The organism is Pseudomonas sp. 1L-C-7-B-C1, assembly GCF_057291635.1.
In genome coordinates this window covers 233062-254555 of record NZ_JBXAWH010000002.1, presented here as the reverse complement: position 1 = coordinate 254555, position 21494 = coordinate 233062, and the positions used below count along the sequence as shown (strand labels likewise).

19 protein-coding genes are annotated in these 21494 nt (G+C 61.0%); 8 read left to right on the top strand and 11 right to left on the bottom strand.

Going from position 1 to position 21494, the window contains the following annotated elements; genetic code table 11:
* Nucleotides 1-7: 7 nt before the first annotated feature.
* Nucleotides 8-1324: an FAD-binding oxidoreductase gene (locus AC0Z8Z_RS04400; RefSeq protein ID WP_485618037.1), complete on the bottom strand. Its 1317-nt coding sequence runs from the start codon at nt 1322-1324 to the stop codon at nt 8-10.
* On the bottom strand, nt 1321-2772 hold the full coding sequence (locus AC0Z8Z_RS04395) for a UbiA family prenyltransferase (protein WP_122624693.1): 1452 nt from the start codon (nt 2770-2772) through the stop codon (nt 1321-1323). Before AC0Z8Z_RS04395 ends, AC0Z8Z_RS04400 begins: the two co-directional genes overlap by 4 nt.
* Before the next feature lie 379 nt (nt 2773-3151).
* On the opposite strand from AC0Z8Z_RS04395, the gene norR reads away from it, so the two are divergent.
* Nucleotides 3152-4708, top strand: a complete 1557-nt coding sequence (gene norR / locus AC0Z8Z_RS04390) for a nitric oxide reductase transcriptional regulator NorR (protein WP_485618036.1) — start codon at nt 3152-3154, stop codon at nt 4706-4708.
* 1117 nt (nt 4709-5825) lie between these two features.
* Here norR and AC0Z8Z_RS04385 read toward each other — a convergent pair.
* Complete coding sequence (locus tag AC0Z8Z_RS04385; RefSeq protein WP_485618035.1) at nt 5826-7262, bottom strand: MFS transporter; 1437 nt, start codon at nt 7260-7262, stop codon at nt 5826-5828.
* A 114-nt stretch (nt 7263-7376) separates the two neighbouring features.
* Here AC0Z8Z_RS04385 and AC0Z8Z_RS04380 point away from each other — a divergent pair, with 114 nt between their 5' ends.
* Nucleotides 7377-8696 (top strand): Nramp family divalent metal transporter, encoded by a 1320-nt coding sequence (locus AC0Z8Z_RS04380; protein ID WP_485618034.1) that lies wholly within the window; start codon nt 7377-7379, stop codon nt 8694-8696.
* 30 nt (nt 8697-8726) lie between these two features.
* Here the strand turns inward: AC0Z8Z_RS04380 and AC0Z8Z_RS04375 are convergent, their stop codons facing one another.
* Together AC0Z8Z_RS04375 and AC0Z8Z_RS04370 are read right to left on the bottom strand one after the other, a co-directional pair.
* On the bottom strand, nt 8727-9185 hold the full coding sequence (locus tag AC0Z8Z_RS04375) for a DUF2214 family protein (RefSeq protein ID WP_122624181.1): 459 nt from the start codon (nt 9183-9185) through the stop codon (nt 8727-8729).
* 354 nt (nt 9186-9539) lie between these two features.
* A complete protein-coding gene (locus AC0Z8Z_RS04370) occupies nt 9540-10658 on the bottom strand; it encodes a GNAT family N-acetyltransferase/peptidase C39 family protein (RefSeq protein ID WP_485618033.1) in 1119 nt (372 codons plus the stop codon).
* Nucleotides 10659-10747: 89 nt separating this feature from the next.
* Between AC0Z8Z_RS04370 and AC0Z8Z_RS04365 the strand changes: the two genes are divergently transcribed.
* Entirely contained in the window at nt 10748-12331 is a 1584-nt protein-coding gene (locus tag AC0Z8Z_RS04365; protein ID WP_205484017.1) for a RimK family protein, read from the top strand.
* A 4-nt stretch (nt 12332-12335) separates the two neighbouring features.
* Nucleotides 12336-13268 carry a magnesium transporter CorA family protein gene (locus AC0Z8Z_RS04360; RefSeq protein ID WP_485618031.1) on the top strand — a complete coding sequence of 311 codons (933 nt, stop codon included), beginning with the start codon at nt 12336-12338 and terminating at the stop codon, nt 13266-13268.
* A gap of 44 nt (nt 13269-13312) precedes the next feature.
* On the opposite strand, the gene pbpG is transcribed toward AC0Z8Z_RS04360, so the two are convergent.
* The 3 genes from pbpG to AC0Z8Z_RS04345 form a co-directional block, all read right to left on the bottom strand.
* Nucleotides 13313-14263, bottom strand: coding sequence for a D-alanyl-D-alanine endopeptidase (pbpG, locus tag AC0Z8Z_RS04355; protein ID WP_485618029.1), 951 nt, complete (start codon nt 14261-14263; stop codon nt 13313-13315).
* Between the two features lie 335 nt (nt 14264-14598).
* Nucleotides 14599-14781: a hypothetical protein gene (locus AC0Z8Z_RS04350; protein WP_122538145.1), complete on the bottom strand. Its 183-nt coding sequence runs from the start codon at nt 14779-14781 to the stop codon at nt 14599-14601.
* Nucleotides 14782-15019: 238 nt separating this feature from the next.
* A complete protein-coding gene (locus AC0Z8Z_RS04345; protein ID WP_122538147.1) occupies nt 15020-15379 on the bottom strand; it encodes a hypothetical protein in 360 nt (119 codons plus the stop codon).
* 249 nt (nt 15380-15628) lie between these two features.
* On the opposite strand from AC0Z8Z_RS04345, the gene AC0Z8Z_RS04340 reads away from it, so the two are divergent.
* Nucleotides 15629-16441 carry a shikimate 5-dehydrogenase gene (locus AC0Z8Z_RS04340; RefSeq protein WP_485618028.1) on the top strand — a complete coding sequence of 271 codons (813 nt, stop codon included), beginning with the start codon at nt 15629-15631 and terminating at the stop codon, nt 16439-16441.
* Nucleotides 16442-16646: 205 nt separating this feature from the next.
* Here the strand turns inward: AC0Z8Z_RS04340 and AC0Z8Z_RS04335 are convergent, their stop codons facing one another.
* Nucleotides 16647-17333 (bottom strand): YceH family protein, encoded by a 687-nt coding sequence (locus AC0Z8Z_RS04335; protein ID WP_485618027.1) that lies wholly within the window; start codon nt 17331-17333, stop codon nt 16647-16649.
* A gap of 109 nt (nt 17334-17442) precedes the next feature.
* Here AC0Z8Z_RS04335 and AC0Z8Z_RS04330 point away from each other — a divergent pair, with 109 nt between their 5' ends.
* Together AC0Z8Z_RS04330 and AC0Z8Z_RS04325 are read left to right on the top strand one after the other, a co-directional pair.
* Nucleotides 17443-17952: a DUF1993 domain-containing protein gene (locus AC0Z8Z_RS04330; protein WP_485618026.1), complete on the top strand. Its 510-nt coding sequence runs from the start codon at nt 17443-17445 to the stop codon at nt 17950-17952.
* A 157-nt stretch (nt 17953-18109) separates the two neighbouring features.
* The gene (locus AC0Z8Z_RS04325) at nt 18110-19267 is read left to right on the top strand and encodes an MFS transporter (RefSeq protein ID WP_485618025.1); all 1158 of its coding nucleotides are present in this window, start codon (nt 18110-18112) and stop codon (nt 19265-19267) included.
* Here AC0Z8Z_RS04325 and nhaR read toward each other — a convergent pair.
* The gene (gene nhaR / locus AC0Z8Z_RS04320; RefSeq protein ID WP_122538157.1) at nt 19264-20160 is read right to left on the bottom strand and encodes a transcriptional activator NhaR; all 897 of its coding nucleotides are present in this window, start codon (nt 20158-20160) and stop codon (nt 19264-19266) included. The two genes, AC0Z8Z_RS04325 and nhaR, sit on opposite strands and share 4 nt — an antisense overlap.
* 117 nt (nt 20161-20277) lie before the next feature.
* Between nhaR and AC0Z8Z_RS04315 the strand changes: the two genes are divergently transcribed.
* The gene (locus AC0Z8Z_RS04315) at nt 20278-21042 is read left to right on the top strand and encodes a TerC family protein (protein WP_485618023.1); all 765 of its coding nucleotides are present in this window, start codon (nt 20278-20280) and stop codon (nt 21040-21042) included.
* A 143-nt stretch (nt 21043-21185) separates the two neighbouring features.
* On the opposite strand, the gene AC0Z8Z_RS04310 is transcribed toward AC0Z8Z_RS04315, so the two are convergent.
* Nucleotides 21186-21362, bottom strand: a complete 177-nt coding sequence (locus AC0Z8Z_RS04310) for a hypothetical protein (protein WP_272634145.1) — start codon at nt 21360-21362, stop codon at nt 21186-21188.
* Nucleotides 21363-21494: the final 132 nt, after the last annotated feature.

Here is a 21494-nt window from a genome sequence, read left to right as displayed (position 1 = left end):
GCAGTTTTCATAAGATCACACGGCTCCAGAAACGGGACATCAAAGAGGGATCACGCAGCGCTTCCAGCTGCTCCCAGGCGGGGTAGGCGCGACGGAAATCGGCGCCAGTCATGTGGGCGTCCTTGGCCGGGTACAAGCGCCCGCCGGCGGCGCGAACGATGTCGTCCAGACGCGGGAACAGCACCTTTTCCAGGGCCTCGCTCTGGGCAAAATCCAGGGCCAGGGAAGTGCCTTCCATGGGGAACGACAGCAGGCCTGGCGAGGCCATATCGCCGCAGCGCTTGAGCACGGCGAGAAACGAACCCTGACCGGCCTCAGCGATGGTGCGCAGCAGTTCGCCCATGGCCGCTTCGGCATTCGCTGCAGGCACAACGCATTGGTATTGCTGAAAACCGCGACGACCGTAAATCCGGTTCCAGTGCAGGATCCGGTCGAGGGGGTAGAAAAACGGTTCGTACGCGCTGCGGCCCGGCTTGCGCTGGCTGGGGTGCAGGCGCCAGTACAGGCTGTTGAAAGCGCTGAGGGAGACGTTGTTGATCAGCGACACCGGCGGCGTCAGCGGCACGCTGAGCTTCTTGCGTTGAACGACGTCGAGGGAGCCGTATCGCGCGTGATCGCCGACGATGAATACGCCACGTCCGGTCTCCACGCCACTGGCCAGACAGTCGACCCAGGCAACGCTGTATTCATGACTCGCGTCGAGTTCGGCAGAGAGCGCAAAGAATTCTGTCAGATTGGCGAAGCGCACCGTGGTGGTGTCAATCTGGCTGGCACGGATCGGCATCAACTGAATCTGCGCCCAGTGAATCACCCCGGTCAGGCCGAGGCCGCCGATGCTCGCGGCGAACAGGTCAGGGTGGGCGTCAGGCGAGCAGATCACTTCCGGCTCGCCGTGGCGCAGCAGGCCGAAGCCCAGCACATGACGGCCGAAGGTGCCGCGCACGTGATGGTTCTTGCCGTGAACGTCGTTGGCGATGGCGCCGCCCAGCGTCGCGAACTGGGTCCCGGGCGTCACCGGCAAAAACCAGCCCTGGGGGATGGCCACGGCCAGCACTTCAGCGAGGGTAATACCGGCCTCCGCCTTGATCACCCCGGTGCTCCAGTCGGCCTCGATCAGCCGATCCAGCGAGCGCATGTGCAGCACCTGATCGCTGGCGGCCAGGCAACTGTCGCCGTAACTGCGGCCGTTGCCGTAGGGCAGGCTGCTGCGGTGGGCGCCGATCACGCGGTCCATTTGCGCAGGCAATTCGTCGAGCCACACACAGCCATGACCGCGTTGCGGGTGGCGGGGAAAACGTCCCCAGGAATACAACGGCGTGCTCATGCGGCGATCCAGAACATCATCAGAAACGCAGCGCCGATCAGCTGGCTGGTGCGGTCGCGGATGGCGAACACCACCGGGTCTTCATTCATCTGCCCGCGATGGGTCAGCATCCACACTCGCGTCACCCAGAACAGCAGCAGCGGGCAGGCCAGCCAGATGATGTGTGGCGTGACGTACAGTTCGGTGGTTTTCGCGTCCTGGATGTACAGCGCCAGCACCATTACCGCGAGGTAGCCCGAAGACGCCCCCAACGAAGCGATCATGTCCAGATCGCCCGGGTGGTAACCACGGCCGCGAGCGAAGGTATTGACCTCCCGGGCGCGGGCGTCACGCAGCTCGGCGTAGCGTTTGACCATCGCCAGGCTGAGGAATATGAACATCGAGAACGCGAGGATCCAGAAGGTCAATGTCAGGCTGAACGCCGCTACGCCGGCGATGATCCGCGCGGTATACAGCATCGCCAGGGCGATCACGTCCCAGGCCATCAGGCGTTTGAGCCTCAGCGAGTAGGTCAGGGTCAGGCCGTAATAGGCGGCCATCACCGCCGAAAATTGCCACGGCAAGAGCAAGAGCGCGGCGCCGAAGGCCATCGCCAGTAACGTCGGCACCATCACCAGACCGGCCTTGATCGACAGACGCCCGCTGGCGAACGGCCGATTGCATTTGCTTTTGTGATGGCGGTCGTCGCACAGGTCCAGCAGGTCGTTGAGGATGTAGACGCTGGAGGCGCACAGGCCGAAGCACAGAAACGCAATGACGCCGTCACGCATCAGTTCGAACTGGGCCAGCCGGTGGGACGCCAGCAGCGGAACGAAGATCAGCGCGTTTTTCAGCCACTGGTGCATGCGCAGGGCCCTGCGCCAGTCTCGCAAGCTCGGCGTGTTGCTGCGAATGGTTGGCTCAACGCGGACTTGCGCTTTTACGTTGGCTTCCACTCCGCGGTCGGGATTGACCACATAGGCCTGCCGAGACACGTTCCATATCGGCAAGTCATCTTTGGAGTTGCCGATGTAGTCGAAACCGCCCTCGCCGAAGTGCGCCACCAACAGGTCCCGCTTGTTGTGGCCGGACAAGTTGCGGTTGGCGTTGGACGCCAGCACCAGATCGAATAACTGAAGGTGATCGGCGATGCGCTCGGCGAGACTTACATGACTTGCCGTCGCCAGCACCACCATGCGTCCGGTGTCTCTTTCGCGCTGGATCATCTCGATGATCTGCGGATCGTAGGGCAGCACGGAGACGTCTATTTCGGTGTTGAGGGCCAGGCCTTCCTTCAGCGCGGCTTTGCCTTTGAACAGCCAGCCGAGCATTTTCAGGGCTTTCAGCGGCTGGCCTCGAATAAACGCCATGGCCGTTTCCATGAGCAGGTCCGAGCGCAGTAACGTGCCGTCGAGATCAACTACCAAGGGAGGGGAAGTTTCAAGAACTCGTCCCTGAATTCTGGCCATAGTGAGTGCTCCTTTAGGGTCAACGGACTATAAACAAAATAAAATTTTCAACACTTTCATTTAAATTAAAGGGCTTCGTTCAATACGTCGGTAGGGTGGCGTCAGAATGACGGGGGACATCTTTTACAAAAGTCTGCGGGGGTTACTTTTGATTGTGGGGACTGCCGCCGCCGTAGCGTTGGCGACCAACGAATGACTTCTAGAGAATGACGGTTTAATGCCGTCTTTAATCCAGCGATCTTTGCCTGGCGGTGTTCAGACCGCCCTCCATTGCGTCGGCAGGGGTAAGATCGGCCAGGGTGTTGTCGTTTAGACTCGCCCCGCCGTCATAATGACCTGCCCACCCCGCCTTCTTCCCATGACATGACCGGGAGCTTTGATGACTCATCCTCTACTGCTGGCGCTGATTCCGCTGGTCGCCGACCTGTCCCGGGACCTGCCGGACGATGAGCGCTATCGCCGGCTGCTGCGCTCGTTGCGACAGTTATTCCCCTGCGACGCGGTAGCGCTGCTCAAGCTGGAGGAGGAGGCGCTGGTGCCGTTGTCCGTCGAGGGCTTGAGCCCGGACACGCTGGGGCGACGATTCCGGCTGGGGGAGCACCCGCGGCTGGACATCATTCTGCAAAACCGCGAACCCACGCGGTTTTCCACCGACTGCGATTTACCAGACCCGTACGACGGGCTGGTCGAGGGCGTGCATGGCGATCTGGAAGTGCACGATTGCCTCGGCTGCCCGCTCTATGTGCAGAACACGCTGTGGGGCGTGATTACGCTGGACTCCCTCGATCCGGCGCGCTTTGGCCGGGTCGATCTGGGCGATCTTCAGGCGTTTTCCAGCCTGGCGGCGGCGACGGTAATGGCCAGCGAACGGATCAGCCAACTGGCGCGCGGTTTTGAGGATCAACGCCTGTTGGCAGAGGTTTACAAACGCGCTGCAGGCGGACGCGGGCCCCGGGAGCTGATCGGGCAGAGCCCGGTGCACAAGCGTTTGCAGCAGGAAATCCAGTTGGTGGGCAACAGCCCGCTGACGGTGCTGATCACCGGCGAAACCGGCGTTGGCAAGGAACTGGTCGCGGAGGCCATTCACGTGCAGTCGCCCCGGTCGCAGAAGCCGCTGATCAGCCTCAACTGCGCCGCGCTGCCGGAACTGTTGGTGGAAAGCGAGTTGTTCGGTCACGTCAAAGGTGCGTTTTCCGGCGCGGTCAGCGGCCGCAGCGGCAAGTTCGAGCTGGCCCATGGCGGTTCGCTGTTCCTCGACGAGGTGGGCGAGTTGCCGCTGCCAGTCCAGTCGAAGCTGCTGCGGGTGTTGCAGAGCGGCCAGTTGCAGCGCGTCGGTTCCGATCAGGAGCATCGCGTGGACGTGCGCATCATCGCTGCGACCAACCGCGATCTGGCGGAGGAGGTGCGCGCCGGGCGCTTCCGCGCGGATCTCTATCACCGCCTGAGTGTTTACCCGTTGGTGGTGCCGCCGTTGCGCGAGCGGGGTCGCGATGTGTTGCTGCTGGCGGGGTATTTCCTGGAGGAGAACCGGGCGCGGATGGGGCTGCGCAGTTTGCGCATGAGTCCTGAGGGGCAGGCGGTGCTGTTGGCGTACCCATGGCCGGGGAACGTGCGGGAGCTGGAGCATTTGATCAGCCGGGCAGTGCTCAAGGCGCTGTCGGTGCATCGCGAGCGGCCGCGGATTTTGACGATCGATGCGGATGTTCTGGGGCTGGATGAGTTGCGAGTGGCTGCGCCTGCTGTGTTGCAGGTGAGCGAGGACCTGCCGGCGATTCAGCCGGGCGAGGGGCTGAAGGGGGCGGTGGACGGGTTTCAGAGGCGGTTGATTGGTAAGGCGCTGGAGCGGCATGGCGGGAAATGGGCAGATGTGGCGCGGGAGCTGGACGTTGATCGCGCGAATCTGAGTCGGCTCGCCAGGCGGTTGGGGATCCGGTAGGTTTTTTCAGATCAAGATCAAGATCAAGATCCTTAAGATCAACATCTTTAAGATCAAGAGCGTCTGCCTGGGGGCAGACTGTTTCGCCTTCGGCGAGTTACTTGGAAAAGCACCCCAAGTAACCAAGGGTGCTTGCTCCTGGTTGGGCCCCTCGTACCTCGGGGTTCCTTCACTCCGGTCTCGCTCCGTGGGCCCGCCGCCATCCGCCATCCATGGCGGGGGGCGGCTCTCGCGGCATCCATGCCGCTCGGCCCACTCCGCAAGACCTGCGTTCAGCCTGCACCCAAGTCGCGTTCTGCGGTGTCTGAGCTTTCTGTGTTCGAAGATCAAAAGCAGATCAAAAGCAGATCAAAGGCTTCCCGGCTGAAGCCGGTCCTACAGAATTCACAAGCTGCTTTTAGTGGGACCGGCTTTAGCCGGGAAGAGGCCAGCCCAGGCGCCGACAGTATTGCGGATCAGCCACACTTCCTGTGGGAGCGAGCTTGCTCGCGAATGCTTTATCTCAAACACCAGATATCCGTCTGATCGTCCCCCCGCTCCGCGTGGTAACGCCGCCCCGGACGCTCCGCGTCCCGCATTTGACGCGCATTCAGGCCGGTGGAGGTGACGCGGAGCGTCACGGGATGCATTCCCACGCAGAACGAGGGAACGATCAATTTCAAACAACAGATATCCGGTGGATGTCCTGCCCCCTTCGTGAGCAAGCTCACTCCCACAAGTCCTCCGCGCCTGATCTGCCCTTGATCTGCCCTTGATCTGTTCCTGATCTGCTCCTGATCTGCTTTTGATCTTCATACCCAAAAAGTCCAGACACCACCAATCGCGACTTTGGTGCAGGCTGAACGCAGGTCTCGTGGAGTGGGCCGAGCGGCATGGATGCCGCGAGAGCCGCCTCCCGCCATGGATGGCGGATGGCGGCGGGCCCACGGAGCGAGACCGGAGTGAAGGAACCCGACGCAGTCGGGCCCAACCGAGAGCAGGCACCCTTGGTTACTTGGGGTGCTTTTCCAAGTAACTCGCCGAAGGCGAAACGGTCTGCCGTTAGGCAGACGCTCTTGATCTTGATCTTGATCTTGATCCTAAAGATCTTGGTGTTCTCTCAGCCGCACCGCGAACCCTAGCGATGAGCAATATCTTCCAACGCCAGATTCCGCGTCTTCGGCCCAAACCCGCCAATCGTAATGATCACAATCAACATACTCATCACAATAAACGTCAACACCCCCGGCGTGCCGAAGTGATCCAGAAACAACCCGATCAACAGACTGCTGAACACCGTCGACAGACGACTGAACGAATAACAGAACCCTACCGCCCGGGCGCGAATATTGGTCGGGAACAACTCACTCTGGTACGAGTGATAACTGAAACTCAACCACGCATTGCAGAACGTAATCATCACCCCGCAAAAAATCAGCCCCGCCGCCGTCGTCTGCTGCGCGAACAGCGTGCCGAAAATCATCGAGCCCAGGGCCGAGCCAACAATTTGCCACTTGTTCTCGAAACGGTTGGCAAACTTCACGAACAGCAGCGGCCCAAGCGGATAGGCGAGGGTGATCACGAACGCATACGCCAGACTGTGGGTCACGCTCACGCCTTGACCCGAGAGCAACGCAGGCAGCCAGTTGCCGAAGCCGAAAAAGCCGATCGCCTGGAACACATGAAACACAATCAGCATCAGCGCGCGGCGACGATACGGCGGTTGCCAGATGTCGGCGAAGCGGCCTCGGCCTTCGACGGCCACATTGTGGGTTTCCGGTTCGTCCAGCGCCTGGCCGTGGTCCTTGACGCACCGGGCTTCGAGGTCATCCATGATCTTTTCCGCCTCGCTGAAGCGGCCGTGTTGCGCCAGCCAGCGCGGCGATTCGGGCAGGCGCGAGCGCAGCCACCAGATGAACAGCGCGAACACCGCACTGGCCAGCACCACCCAGCGCCAGCCGGCGACGCCGAACGGGTCCTGCGGCACCAGCCACCAGGACATCAATGCCACCGACGGCACTGACAGGAACTGCACGAAAAACGCGAAAGCGAACGCCGAGCTGCGCATGCGCTTGGGCACCAGTTCCGACAGGTACGCGTCGATGGTCACCAGCTCGATGCCCAGACCGATGCCCACCAGAAAGCGCATGCAGATGATGCCCAGTGCCGACGTCTGAATACCCATCAAAACGGTGGCGACGGTGTACCAGATCAACGCGAAGGTGAAGATCGCGCGGCGACCATAGCGATCCGCGATCGGGCTCAGCAGGCTGGCGCCGAGGAACAGCCCCAGGAACGTCGCCGACGCAAACGCCGCTTGATCGGAAAAGCCGAAGACACCCTGGGCGCCGGTGGCAAACAGCCCGTCGCGAATCAGGCCGGGGCTGATGTAAGCGGTCTGGAACAGATCGTAAAGTTCGAAGAAACCGCCAATGGACAGCAGCGCCACCAGCTTCCAGATCGTGGCGACGGCGGGCAGTCGGTCGATGCGGGCGGAAATTTGCGCAGCGCGTATCGGGTCGATTCCGTCCTGGGTCGGGCGGGCGTGATCAGGGCTATCAGAAGCGGCATGCATTATTGTTTTTTCCGAATCGGTGAGACGCAGCATGTTAGTGCCCCAGAGATTCAAGACAAAACATTTCTGCGCGTTTAAGCTCCGGGGCTGACCGCCACCACGTTTCGGATTCCCGTGAAGTACAAACTCCCGACCACCGCCACCGCGCCATTCTGCCCGTCGGCGACCACCGACAGCGTCGCCATTCCCGCCAATGCGTCTTTCCTGCGCAAGCTGATGCTGTTCGTCGGCCCCGGGCTGTTGATTTCCATCGGCTACATGGACCCCGGCAATTGGGCCACCGCCATCGAAGCTGGTTCGCGCTTTGGGTATGCGTTGTTGTTCGTGGTTGTGCTGGCCAGTCTGTCGGGCATGGTGCTGCAGAATTTGTGCTCGCGCCTGGGCATTGCCACCGGCCGCGATTTGGCCCAGCTGTCCTCCGAGCGCTACAGCCACCGGGTCGGCATGGGGCAGTGGGTTCTTGCCGAGCTGTCGATCCTCGCCACCGATCTGGCGGAAGTGCTGGGTGCGGCATTGGCGTTCCACTTGCTGCTGGGCGTGTCGATCACCACCGGCGTGGCGCTGACGGCGTTCGATACGGTCATCGTGCTCGCGTTACAGGGCGCCAATTTCCGACGTCTCGAAGCCATCGTGCTGGGACTGATCGCGACCATCGCGACGTGCTTCTTTATCGAACTGGTGCTGATCAAACCGTTCTGGCCGGACGTCGTGGCGGGGCTCAAGCCGTCGTGGGAGATGCTCAGCAATCAAGAGCCGCTGTACATCGCCATCGGCATTCTTGGCGCGACGGTTATGCCCCATAACCTGTACCTGCATTCATCGGTGGTGCAGACCCGCGTCAACGGCACGTCAGTCGAAAGCAAGGCCAGCGCCATTCGCTACGCCCGGGTCGACACCATTGCCTCCCTGAGTCTGGCGCTGGTGATCAACGCCGCCATCCTCATCCTGGCCGCCGCCGCGTTCCACGGCACCGGTCACACCGACGTCGTGGAAATTCAGGACGCGTACCATTTGCTCGATCCGCTGGTAGGCGGCGCCGTGGCGAGCGTGCTGTTCGGGGTCGCGCTGCTCGCGGCAGGGCAGAGTTCAACGTTCACCGGGACCATCGCCGGCCAGGTGGTGCTGGAAGGGTTCCTGAAGGCGAAGATCCCGTGCTGGCAACGGCGCCTGGCGACCCGTGGGCTGGCGCTGATTCCGGCGCTCATCGGCGTGATCTGGTTCGGCGATGGCGCGGTGGGCAAGATGCTGGTGCTCAGCCAGGTCGTCCTCAGCCTGCAACTGCCGTTCGCCCTGTGGCCGTTGATTCGCTTCACCAGTGACAAACAATTGATGGGCCCGTTCGTCAACAGCCGCCTGACCAAAACCCTGGCCTGGGGGCTGTTCGGACTGATCTCGGGCGCGAACCTGACCCTGATGTTCTTCTGGGTGACCTGACCGCTGGAGGTCTGGGCATCGGCTCAGGCCTCAACTCAGCAATATCCCCCGCGCCATGCCCGTGGCGGCGATGACGATGATTACCATCAGCAATGCCTCCATGTGGCTGATCCGTGCGAAGCGGCGCGACAGGGACGTATCAATGGGCTGGTTCTTCTTGAACGCGATGCGCCACTTGATCAGCGCAAACATCGGCACCACTTCCAGCGCCAGCATGGCCACGAACGCTGCCATCTTCAGGTGAAACAGCGGCTGATGCAGGTAGTAATAGGAGCCTTTCTCCAGCCCGCCGAACGCCCGGAACGCCCCGGTGATCAGCAGAATCCCGGCCGAGACGCCCCAGATATTGTCGACCACGAACACATCCCTGAAGGATCGCGGATCGTCTGTGCGCAACCGTCGCAATGCCCGTCCTCTCGCCAGCACTGCGGCTATCGCAAAACCGAACGCCAGCAGGTGCAACGCAGCCAGTACCCATTTGATGAGCATGTTTGAACTCCCCCGAGCAATGTGCAAAACCAGCGTCACCTGCACAAGCTTAGCGGGTCGTTGGCGTTACGCCTTTGCCGAGCAGGCGCGGCGAAAAAATAATCCGTCGGGCGCGCCACCTGTCATTTCTGCGGGTTTTTGCGTTTGCGGTGGGGATGAACAAAATCAAAGTAAAACGCGGAAGCGCCAAACAGCGCGATCGCTGAAAGAATCATCACACCGATCACCGAGTTATCCATCACGCTTCATCCTGCTGATTGCCCAAGGGCCGAACGCCTATTCATTACGATCGCCTGTTCAACTGCAATCAATACGACGGGATCTTTACGCCAACAGCGCTTTGCCTGACGCCGTTTATATAAGCGACTGACCGTGTCGATATAAAACGACGGCCGCGCGAAGTTTGTCGGCGCCAAAACAACTCATGCCGGCGAACTCTTTATGACTGACCGGCATGTATTGGCAATCCATGGCCTGACGCTGTTGGCTGTGATCGATATCGGGGTCGTGCAAGTACACGAAGTCGTCATCGCAACCGGTGACCAATACCCAGTGCGGTGCTTTGGAACGAGTCAGTCGGTAGCTGCTGATCAACACCAGTGCCAGGCCATTGTCCTGTTGCAGTTGCCGGAGATTGAGCGGCGCACTGCCCATCTGACGGACCATGCTGTCGGCCAGTTCGCGGCTGAACTCCTCATGCACCAGGCGCATGACTTCGCGCTTTTCTTCGCTGCGCACGCCAGCCAGAAACAGCGGCCCGCGCACCGACACCTGCAGGCCGACCTCGAATCCCCGGCGCAACGCGGCCAGCGCCAGGCCCTGCGGGCTGCAACCGCCATGGCCGGAGGTCATGAACACCGTGGTCGCCTCGCGCCAGATCTGCAGTTCTTCGTGGCGCTGCATGGCGCGTGGCGGTTGCAGCGCTTTCATCGCCATCAACAGGCACGCCGGGCCACAGCTGAAGTCCAGCGTTTGCGGGTAGTAGGGCACATGGCGGGCGACGCCGGTGGCGTGTTCGCGGATGCGTTTTTCGTAGCGCAATGCCGGGGCGTGGTCTTCGTAGTAGTCGTCGATGCGGTCGAACAGCCGATAGCCGTTGCGCTCATAAAGGCGAATCGCCGGGGCGTTGTCCGGCCGGACTTCAAGGCGCAGATAGGCGCACTCACGCTCAAGGGCATGCTGTTCGGCCTGGGCCAACAAGTGTTGCCCGAGGCCTTGGCCCCGGGCACCGTCGCTGATCGCCAGCGAGTAAAGCCGGCCCAGGGACGTGCCGCGATGAAACAGCACCAGCGCGTAACCGGCCAGGCGTTGTTCGGGCTGATCAGTCAGCGCCACGATCAATCGTGCATTGGCCCGCGTGACCATCCAGTGAAAGCTGCGGGCATTCAGGCGGTCGGATTCAAAGCACTGGTTTTCCAGCGCCAACAGTTCATCCACATCGGCAGGCTGGGCGAGGCGATATATAAAGTTCATGTCCGACACCGTAAAGAGTGAGTAACGAAACGGGACATTTCTACAAAGCCATGTTTTATAGAAAGGACTGTTTCCCGAAGGATCAACTCATGAATGCGGTGCCGGTGAAGACCGACGAAGTATCAGCACAACCTCAGCGTTCGGCAACTTTTAATGTCAATCCGCTGAAACCTGTTTCAACCCGAAGCCAACTGTTGATTGTCGTGGAGCGGCTCGAAGACTGGTCGTCTTACTTGCCCAGCGAACACTTGATCAGCGCCCAGGACTATCTGGAAAACCCGCCCCAGGACAATGCCGGGCAACGGGTGCAGGTGATCAACCTGTGCCGCAGTTACCGCTATCTGGGCCATGGGTATTACTGCTCGCTGCTGGCCGAAGCCCGGGGTCACCATGTGATCCCGTCGGTGAAAACCATCAGTGAGCTGACCCGCAAGTCCCTTTACGGCCTGGCCCTGGATGACCTCGACAAGCGCCTCGAACATGCGCTGCGTGACCATCCGTATGACGAAACCGAAGGCTTCACCCTGAGCCTGTATTTCGGTCAGACCGATCTCGCGCCGTTGCAGGATCTGGCCCGTCAGCTGTTCGAAGCGTTTCCGGCGCCGATCCTGCTGGTGGAGTTTCGCAAGCGCGACAACTGGCACATCGTCGGCATCAAGACCGGCGCCTTGACCCGCCTGCGCGATCACCAGCAGGACCAGTTCGCTCAATCCCTCGACAGCTTCAGCCGCAAGATCTGGCGCCAGCCGCGCTCGCGCCGCACCTATCGCTACGACCTGGCGATTCTGCACGACCCCCAGGAAGCGTTGCCGCCGTCCAACCGCAAGGCGCTGGACAACTTCATCCGCGTCGGCCAGCAACTGGGCGTCGATGTCGAGCTGATCGAGAAGAAGGATTACTCGCGGCTGGCCGAATACGACGCGCTGCTGATCCGCGAGACCACCAGCGTCGACAACCACACCTACCGCTTCGCCAAGAAGGCCGAGAGCGAAGGGCTGGTGGTGATGGATGACCCCGCGTCGATCCTGCGCTGCACCAACAAGGTCTACCTGACCGACCTGCTCAAAAGCCACAAGCTCGGCATGCCGGCTACGGAAATCCTCTACAAGGAGCGACCGGATGACCTGGAGCACGTCGCGGCACGACTGGGCTTTCCGCTGGTGCTGAAAATTCCCGACGGGTGTTTTTCCAAGGGCGTAATCAAAGTGCAGGACGCGCAGCAGTTGCAGGACGCGGCGCGGGAGCTGTTTGAGCACTCGGTGCTGCTGCTGGCCCAGGAATACCTCTACACCGAATACGACTGGCGCATTGGCGTGCTCAATCGCAAGCCGGTGTTCGCCTGCCAGTACTTCATGTCCAAGGGGCACTGGCAGATTTACAACCACAAGGCCATCGATGCGGAGGTCAATGGCGAGTGCCGGACCCTGGCGGTTCATGATGCGCCGCGGGCCGTGGTGGACCTGGCGGTGAAGACCGCCAACCTGATCGGCGACGGTCTGTATGGCGTCGATCTGAAGCAGTCCGGCGACCGCGTGGTGGTCATCGAAGTCAACGACAACCCCAACCTCGACGCTGGCATCGAAGACGCCTGGTTGCAGGACGATCTGTACGCGCTGGTGCTGGAGGAATTCATTCGCCGCCTCGACATCAAACGTCGCGGTCTGGCGGGTTAGGCCGGTGATCAAAGGCCACCGCCTGGAGGCGGGCAGGTTATGGGAATGCTCTGACGCCGAGGCGAGCGTGCTGTCGTTCAGCGACCCGGATGCGACGGAGAAGACGCTGCTGCTGGAGCGCTTCAAGCTGGATGACCACGCCCTGGCCTCGGCGCTCGACCCCGACGAGGTGTCGCGCATCGAGTTTCATCCAGACGCGCTGTTCATGATCTGGAAGCGCCCGGAGAACTACTCGGGCAAAGATACCTTTTCCTTTGACGTGTCATCGTTCGGGGTGCTGCTCAGCCCCCATCACATGGTGCTGATCTGCGCCGACGAGCGACAGTTCGGGGACCTGGGACAGCACCGGCCGATGCACACGCTGCTGGACGTGTTGCTGGAGGTGTTGTTCCACAACATCCATCACTATCTCGGTCACCTCAAGGTGATCAAGATGATTGCCCGGGAACTGCAGCAGCAGTTCAATGCGTCGATGGACAGCCGCCATCTGGTGCAGATGTTCAACCTCAGCGAGAGCCTGGTCTATTACATCAACGCCATCGACAGCAACGGCTCGGTGCTGACCCGCCTGCGCAATCACGCCCACAAGCATCAGTTTTCCGGCGACAGCCTGGCCTTGATCGAAGACATGATCATCGAGAACGAGCAGTGCCACAAACAGGCGAATATCTACTCCACGGTGTTCGCCAGCCTGATGGACGCGCGGGGCAATCTGGTCAACAACAACACCAATAACCTGCTGCGCAAGCTGACGCTGATCAACGTGGTGTTCCTGCCATTGAATCTGGTGGCGGGAATTGGCGGGATGTCGGAATACAGCATGATGACCACGCCGATCCCGTGGTGGATCAGCTACCCGGCGTTGCTGGTGGGCATGGCCGGGCTGGGCGTGGGGATGGTGGTGATACTCAAGCGCATGGCGAGGGCAAATCATTGATCAGTGGGCGCCCGGCGGGTGCCCACTGAATGCGGCGCGAAGGCTTATTCCGACGCCTGCAAACCCTTCTGCCGCATCACCTGGTTCTTCTCTTTCTTGTATTGCAGCGCGACTTCCGGCGCCGGACCGCTTTTGCCGGTTTCCATCCACAAGCGCATGCGGCTGGCGTCGGCAAAGTGGGTGTATTTGCCGAAGGCGTCGAGAATGACTACGGACACCGGACGATTGGCCATGCTGGTCAGCAGCACCAGACAGTGCCCGGCCTGGTTGGTGAAGCCGGTCTTGGTCAGCTTGATGTCCCAGTTGGATTTACGCACCAGATGGTCGGTGTTGCTGAAACCGAGGATGTAGTTCGGCTTGCGGAAGGTGACGGTCTTCTCCGGCGTTGTGCTCAGCTCGCGCAACATCGGGTAATTGCGGGCGGCGAGGGCCAGTTTGGTCAGGTCACGTGCGGTGGAAACGTTGTACACCGACAGCCCGGTGGGCTCCATGTACACGGTATGGTTCATGCCCAGCGACTTGGCCTTGGCGTTCATCGCCCGGATAAACGCCGGATAGCCGCCCGGATAGCTGTGGGCGAGGCTCGCCGCGGCGCGGTTTTCCGACGACATCAGGGTGATGAGCATCATGTCGTGACGGTTCAGCTCACTGCCCAGCTTGACCCGGGAGAACACGCCTTTCATTTCGGGCGTTTGCGAGATATCGACCTTGATCATCTCGTCCATGGGCAACTTGGCGTCGAGGGTCACCATCGCGGTCATCAGTTTAGTTACCGAGGCAATCGGCACGACGATGTCGGGGTTGCTCGAATACAGAACCTGACCGGTTTGCAGGTCGGTGATCATGGAGCTGCCGGAGGCCAGATGCAGATTGGCCGGGTCGCGCTTGAACGCCGCCGGCTCATTGGCCAGCGCCGTCGCGGAGAATGCGACAGTGGAAAGTGCGCAGCCTGTAAGTGCAAATAATAGGCCGATGACGGTTGGGCGAATTTTCAAGAGCCAAGCTCACTAAATGATGGAAATAGCGTGGAACGTCGGACTTTCTTCAAGCACGACAACAAGTTCGGCGCATTTTAGGAGCAAGTTTCTGAAGTTGTCGATGGGGTGGTGCGGGGTTTCGGTAATAAACCGCGATTGTATAGCTCAGGTTCAGGTGGCGGATCCAAAAAGCCTGTATTTAAAAGGGTCAAATTGCCTTTCATGGCGCCTGTCGAACAGGGTTTGGCATCAAAGCCGGATCACCGCGCAAAAAAAAGCCCGCTTCATTAAAGAGGCGGGCTAAAGGGGTGTGCGGAGCAACGCACGATTCACAGGGAAGAGCGAATAGGGTTTCAGCTGTTGAGCGAGCGGCATTCAAGTTGCTGGGACAGGGCCTGCGCTGCCGGCAGTGAAGGCAAAGGACCACTCACGGGCTCGCCGTTCTGCATCAGGTACCAGCACGCCAACAGCCCGCGCTCACGAAGCTGAGGGGGAACTGCGCTGCCGACAACCGACATGATTTGAACCTTGGTCATAAGTGCCTCCATCAATCTATGGCGCTACTGTACGGCGCGATCGCTTGAGGCAAAAATCACCGCTCTCGATAGTTGTCATTGATGAGCGGGTAGGGACGCTGATGGGGTGATGTGCGCACACCGTGCGTTCCGGCCTAAACGCCCCGGAAACAAAAACCCCGCCGGGGAGGCGGGGTCAGTAGTGGGTGAGGGCTGGCGACCACGGATCGACAGCCCTGCTGGCCGGAGCAGACCGCCGTTACCAGCGACCGCCACCGTGGTAGCCGTGGTAGTAGCCCGGTGGTGGGCCGTAATAACGTGGCGGACCGTAGTAACGCGGTGCGTAGACAACCGGGCGTTCAACGACATAAGCCGGCTGGTAGTAAACCGGCGGTGGCGGCGGTGGCGCGTAATAAACAGGCGCCGGGGCCGAGTAGTACACGGGCGCGGGCGATGCGTAAACCGGACCGGACGCCACTGCCGCGCCGACAACACCGCCGACGACCGCACCGATCACGGCGGCTCCACCCCAGCCCGGGCCGCCGCCATGGGCTTCAGCCTGGCCTGCGAGGGCGAGGGCGCCTAACAACAAGGCAACTTTGGGGATCTGACGAATCATGACTGTTCCTCGGTGTTCATTCCCGTTGTCGCGAGCCTGCGTTACGCTCAGGCACTGCCACGGGATAACTTCTCAGACAACGGCTTCGTAATTATCTGCGAGGCCGTTGGGTAAATTTTGTGTAAGGTATTCGACAACTTTCATGACAAGGGCTGGCGCCGTTGTAACGCGGTTAAAAACGTGTAGCGCCAGAACGCCGCGATTCTACGCCTTTCCCCAGGCGTCTTCTAATACCACTCGGGAGATTTCATGTTGGTCACTGCCAGTAAGGAAACGCTGTTGTGCATGTCGCTGGCCGGACGTCCGGGCAACTTCGGCGTTCGCTTCCATAACCACCTGTATCAACAGTTGGGTCTTAACTTCTATTACAAGGCCTTCTCGCCGAACGACCTGCCTGCGGCCATCGCCGGCATGCGTTCTTTGGGCATTCGCGGGTGCGGCGTTTCGATGCCGTTTAAAGAGGCCTGCATTGCACTCGTCGATGAACTTGACGCGTCCGCCGCCGCCATTCAATCCATCAATACCATCGTCAATACCGATGGCCACTTGAAAGCGTACAACACCGATTACATCGCCATCGCTCAACTGGTCGACACCCATGAAGTGCCGCGCACCCGCTTCGCCCTGCGCGGCAGCGGTGGCATGGCCAAGGCTGTCGCCTGTGCCCTGCGCGACGCCGGGTTTACTGACGGGCTGATCGTGGCCCGCAACGAGCAGGCGGGCAGGGCGCTTGCACAGACTTGCGGCTTCGAGTGGCAAGCCGAACTGGGCAGTGAGCGTCCGCCGCTGCTGGTGAACGTCACGCCGTTGGGGATGGCAGGTGATCAAGCCGAAGCGCTGGCCTTCGACGTGTCCGCCATCGATCAGGCTGATACCGCGTTTGACGTCGTCGCCACGCCGGTGCGAACCCCGTTCGTTGTCGAGGCCGAACGGCTCGGCAAGCGCCTGATCACCGGCGACCAGGTGGCGGCGATACAGGCGCTGGAGCAGTTCATTCTCTATACCGGCGTGACGCCAAGCGAGGTGCAGTATCAGGCCGCGGCGGCGTTCGCCCGGGGTTGATGCTTGCGCTTGGGTAACGCGAGGGTGTGCTTGACTACCGATCTTCAGGCAGCACGCTGTCGCGCGGCAGGGGACATGTGGGAGTGAGCTTGCTCACGAAGACAGCGTATCAGCCACCGGATATGTAGCGGATGTACCCGCCTCTTCGCGAGCAAGCTCGCTCCCACAGGTTTTGCACCAGGCTTAGGATTCCTCGGAGCCGCTCTCAACCTTCCAGCATTGCCAGCCGCTCTTCCAGGGCGGCGATGCGGGCTTCGAGGGCTTCGACCCGCTCAGCCATCGCCGAGCTGCCCGCGCTGCCCGAATTGCCGCTACCGCTGCGCTCCGCCGGGTTCGCGCGGGCGGCGAGGATGCTCTCGATGTCTGCCGGGTCACCCAGCGCGTGCATATAGCGGTCCTCGCGCTGGCCTGCCTGTTTCGGGATCAGCACCGCCAGCCTGCGCCCGATCAGCCGATCCAGCTGATGCACGACTGCGTCAGTATCTTCGAAGTCGTGCATGCGCTGGCTGCGGGTCAGCAGCTCGTTGGCGGTTTGCGGGCCGCGCAGCAACAGCAGGCCGATGAGGATGAGTTGCGCCGGCACCAGCTCCAGGGTTTTGTCGACGCGGTGTTCCCAGCGGTCCGCCCGGCTGCCCATCACCAGGCGCGTCAGTTGCAGGCTTTCCAGCGCGCGCAGGCTCTGGCCGACCTGGCCGGGCGTCAGGTTCATCACCGGCTCGCGGCTGGTTTTCTGGTTGCAAGCCAGCACCAGCGCGTTGAGAGTGAGGGGATAGGTCTCGGGATGGGTCGCCTGCTTTTCGATCAGGCAGCCCAGAATGCGCACTTCGGTGCTGTTCAGCTGCAGCGCACCCGAGGCTTCAACGGTGTTTTCGGAATCCAGCTCGTCAGACATGACCCATTTCCCAGACGTTGAAAAGGCTATGAGGGTAGGGGCTGGATGAGGTAAAAGACAAGCCGCGTTCGCGTCCGCCTCTGTGCGACTCATTTCCCCAGGAACTGCCATGACACTTTCTCTTTACGCTGCCTCGATTCCTGTCTTCAAGCAAATGCTTACCGCCCTCAGCGCCGTTCTGGCCAAAGGCGAAGCCCATGCCACCGCCAAAAACATTCAGCCGGATGCCCTGCTGCAGGCCCGTCTGTTCCCCGACATGTTTCAGCTGGTGCGTCAGGTGCAGATCGCCGTCGATTTCGCCAAAGGCGCCGGCGCACGACTGGCAGGCCTTGAGCCGCCGAAGTATGAAGACACCGAAACCACTTTCGCCGACCTGCAGGCGCTGCTGACCAAGGTGCTGGCGTTCCTCGATACGATCAAGGCCGCACAGGTCGATGGCAACGAGGCGCGCGAAATCGTCCTTCGCCCAGGTACCGAGAAGGAAAAGCGTCTGAACACCCAGACCTACCTGCTGCATTACTCGCTGCCGCAGTTCTTCTTCCACGTCACCACGGCCTATGACCTGCTGCGCCACAACGGTGTGGAAGTCGGCAAGCGCGACTACATGGGCGCTTACTGACAGGCCTCGCTGCCCGGCTCTGCTCGGGCAGCGAAATGTGGCTCGTCCGGCGCCTGGCTCCCAAGCGCCTGGTTCTGATACCCTCCGCGTCCTGATTCAAGCCACATCCGATCGACCGCTCCGCAAGGACCGGTCGTTTCGTCGTTCTGGAGATTTCATGTTTTTCCCCATTTACCTGCTCTCGGCCGCCGGTTTTACCGTGCTGACCACAGAGTTCGTCATCGTCGGTCTGCTGCCCGCCATCGCTCGCGACCTGGCCGTCACCATTCCTCAGGCCGGCCTGCTAGTCACGCTGTTCGCCTTTACGGTGGCCTGCTTCGGGCCGTTTCTGACCGCGTATTTTTCGCGCTTCGAGCGCAAGCGCCTGTTCATTGCGGTGCTGATCATGTTCGGCGTCTCCAACGCCGCTGCAGCGCTGGCGCCTAATATCTGGGTCATGGCGGCGGCGCGGCTGATCCCGGCACTCGGGTTGCCGGTGTTCTGGGCGCTGGCCAGCGAAACCGCCGTGGACATCGTCGGCCCTGATCATGCCGGCCGTGCGATCGCCAAGATCGGCTTCGGCATCGTCTGCGCCACGGTATTCGGCATCCCCGTTGGCACCTTGATCTCGGACGCCATCGGCTGGCGCAGTGCCTTCGCCATTCTCTCGGTGGTGGCTTTCGCCAAGGCGCTGCTGCTGTTCATCTATTTGCCCCATAGCGTGCACAAGGATCAGGCCTCGTTCCGCAGCCAGTTCCGTATTCTGCGCAGCCCGTTGATGCAGGGCCATGTGCTGCTGTCGGTGCTGGTGTTCAGCGGCATGTTCACGGCTTACACCTACCTGGCGGACATGCTCGAGCGCCTCGCCGGTTTCGACGGCACAGTGGTCGGCTGGTGCCTGATGGGCTTCGGTGCGGTGGGCCTGTTGGGCAATTCACTGGGCGGGCGGCTGGTGGATCGCCATCCGCTGATCGCCAGCCTGACCTTCTGCACGTTCATGATCGGCGGCATGGTCATGGTGGTGCCGAGCATGCACTCCCTGCCTGCTCTGGCCCTGGCGCTGGCCGTGTGGGGCGCAACCCAGGCGGCGCTGTTTCTGGTCAGCCACGTGCGGCTGATGAAAGCGGCGCCACAGGCCCCGGCCTTCGCCGCATCGCTGAACATCGCCGGGGCCAATCTGGGCATCGGCATTGGCGCGATCATTGGCGGGCGGGTGATCGATCATCTGGGCCTTGGCAGCCTGGGCTTCGCGGCGGCCGGGATTATCCTGCTGTCGATCCTGCTGGCCCTGCTGCTGATGACAGTCCGCCCACACCCGGCAACCTGCGACGCCTAATCCGGAAACAACTGGCGGCGTGCCCCCTCGGTGATCGCAACGATGCCGGGGTGCTTGACCTTGCGTTCGACCGAGATCGCGTAGAACGACTCGGTCACGGCGTCGGTATGGCCGATCAGCTCGACGTCGTATTGCTCGATCACTTCATCGGCGATCACGCTCGGCGCAATGAAAATCCCGCTGCCGGACTTGCCGAAGGCCTTCATCAGGGCGCTGTCGTCGAACTCCCCGACAATCTTCGGCTGGATATTCTGCTCGGCGAACCAGCGCATCAGGCGGCTGCGCACCACCGTTTGCTGGCCGGGCACCAGTAGCGGCGCCCCTTGCATGCCGTGGGGGAAGTTCTCGCCGTACAGGGCGGCGAGGGCGCGGGTGGCAAAAAAACTCACGCCGCATTCGCCCAGCTTCTGGCTATAGCCTTTAATGTCCAAATGAGAGGGCATCGGGCTGTCGGAAATCACCAGGTCCAGACGCTGAATCGCGAGGTCTGCCAACAGGCGTTCGAGCTGGTCTTCCCGGCAACTGATGCGCACCAGCTCGTTGAGGGCCATGCTCGGCGCGATCAGACGATAGACAATGGATTTGGGCACGACGTCGGCGACCCCGACGCGAAAGAGGATTTGCTGTTCGTCCGGTTGCGCGCGCAGAACCGCTTCGAGCTCGCCACCCAGCTGGAACATCTGTTCGGCGTAGGGGAGGGCGACGCGGCCGGTTTCGGTCAGTTCCAGTTGGCGGCCGACACGCTTGAACAGCTCGACGCCGTAGGTCTGCTCCAGCAGGCTGATTTGCCCGCTGATGGTCTGTGGCGTGAGGTTCAATTGCTCGCAGGCCCGGACAATACTGCCGGTCTTGGCCACCACCCAGAAATAATGCAGTTGTCGATAATTGAGCATGGGGGACGTCACTTCGGGAAAACCGAAGTATACGCCTGAAAAATACGAATTTTACTGAAGTGTTTCCGTCCCTAGAATGCCGCCCTATCCCCTGAACTGATCCTGGACACTCGTTATATGGAATACCTTCTGGAACTGGCCGCAAGCCCAACGGCGTGGATCGCTCTGGCGACACTGGTCGTCATGGAAATCGTGCTCGGTATCGACAACCTCATCTTCATCTCGATTCTTACCAACAAACTGCCGGTTCACCAGCGCACCAAGGCGCGCCGGATCGGTATCAGCATGGCGCTGATCCTGCGTCTGGGCCTGCTGACCACCGTGGCGTGGATTGTCCAGCTGACCGCGCCGGTGGTCGAGGTGTTCGGCCAGACGTTCTCCTGGAAGGACATGATCCTGATCGCCGGCGGCCTGTTCCTGGTCTGGAAAGCTACCACCGAGATCCATCACAGCGTCGACATCAAAAGCGAAGCCGAGAAAGCCGCGTCCAGCACCGTCACTCTGGGTATGGCTGCCGCTATCGGGCAGATCCTCATGCTCGACCTGGTGTTCTCCATCGACAGTATCGTCACCGCCGTTGGCATGACCGAGCACTTGCCGATCATGGTGATCGCCGTGATTGCTGCCGTGGTCGTCATGCTGGTGGCGTCGGAACCCCTCGCCAAGTTCATCAACGACAACCCCACTGTGGTGATGCTGGCTCTGGGCTTCCTGATCATGATCGGCATGACGCTGATCGCCGAAGGCTTCGGCGCCCACGTCCCGAAAGGCTACGTATACACCGCCATGGCGTTCTCGGCCCTGATCGAAGTGCTGAACATGCTGGTTCGTCGGTCCCGCCAGCGCCGTCTGGACGCTGAAGCGCAGGCCCAGAAGGTCTGACACCGAAGTAAGCTCCGCCTGGCGTTGAGGATGGAGCAGGAACCGCGAAGCTGTCAAAGGCAGGGCAATAAAAAACGGTCGGGAATGGGGTGCCATTACCGACCGTTTTCATGTGTACGGTGATTGATCAGTCCACAGCGATATCAGTGCGCTGTGGCATGACGGATCTTGCGTTGTGCACGCTCTACGGACTTCGCGGCTTCGGTTTCCCGATAATGCGGATGATGGCGACGCGAGATCCGCATCACCCCCCACAACATGGCGGCCGCAACGGCCATCCAGGCAGCGATCAACATCACAATGGTCATTCCGAGGCTCATGGCTTCCTCCGGCTCTTCTCTTCGTCTCTTAGTAACCGACAGTCTAGTCTCCCTGTTGTTGCCAAAAATTGACCGGTGGTAGAAATCTCGTGACCGTTTTGTTCTATCCACTCGCGTTGACAGCGTTTCGGG